The sequence below is a fragment of the Morganella sp. HMSC11D09 genome, from assembly GCF_001807955.1.
Lineage (GTDB): Bacteria > Pseudomonadota > Gammaproteobacteria > Enterobacterales > Enterobacteriaceae > Morganella > Morganella morganii.
Window position 1 is genome coordinate 12,690 of the sequence record NZ_KV791644.1, and the last position, 987, is coordinate 13,676.

At 43.4% G+C, this 987-nt stretch carries 1 protein-coding gene; it reads left to right on the plus strand.

Annotation, left to right across the window (positions count from 1 at the left end; translation table 11 throughout):
• Nucleotides 1-13: 13 nt before the first annotated feature.
• The coding region (locus HMPREF3119_RS00470; RefSeq protein WP_139144823.1) for an SGNH/GDSL hydrolase family protein at nt 14-987 on the plus strand (974 nt) is incomplete at its 3' end.

Consider the following 987-nt stretch of genomic DNA (forward strand, 5'->3'; position numbering starts at 1 on the left):
AACCAGGGCATCTATGAATTATCCATATCGTTTTGCAGAATATCTTAAAGAACAGTCAGGAAGTGAAGTTAATCCATTTGTCATGAGGGCTGTTACTGGATATACAGCAATGCAGGCTTTCAGTAATCAGGCGTGGCAAGTCAATCCTTATTGTGATGTAGCAATTATTATGTTTGGAATTAATGATTCAGGAAGTGGGGAGGAGGGGCATATCGATGTTTATATGGATTATATGGAAAAATTAATCCGAAGATATATCGATTGGGGATGTGCTATTGTCGTTCAAATCCCAACGCACGGAGGGCAAGGGGCTGGCGATCCAGCATGGCTGTACTGGGCTAAACGTATGAGAATGATGGCCTCTATTTATGGTTGTGCTGTTTTCAATGGTCATGAGGTTAATCTTTATCGCCACGCCGCGTCAGTCCAGTCAGATAGCATTCACTTTAATTCTATGGGGTACGCGATTCACGGAGAAAAACTAGCGTCAATGTTCATGGCTGGTGGATTGAATGATACCTATAGACCAGTAACCAATGAGACATTAGTATGGCCCGGCATGATGTCTGATAACATTGGCTGGTGCGATGCCATGAAAAATATCAGTACGTCACGCAGCGACTCCGCTTATACCAGAAGTAAAATTATTGGCGGCATGCCCGCAGGTTCTAAATCTCTTATGTCGTTTAGTTTTTACTTAGATGCCGAAGCAGCACACATTTACGGCAAGCTTGAAGGTAAGATAATTACCAATTATTCCAGTGGAAAAAACTGGAACAACAACGCTAAACCTTATTATCAGCAGGCCACAGATCAAGTAACTTCATTCGGGGGAGGGTTAAATCGGAATGTCAAAAGTCCAGACACTTATGGCACAGGGTATGTAAAAGGCGCTAGCCGTTTTGTTGGTAGGCTGATCGGGCGGGGGTGGCACACTATCACATTTCATCGTGACACCGATGATGCGCAATATGAAGCGTATGTTAA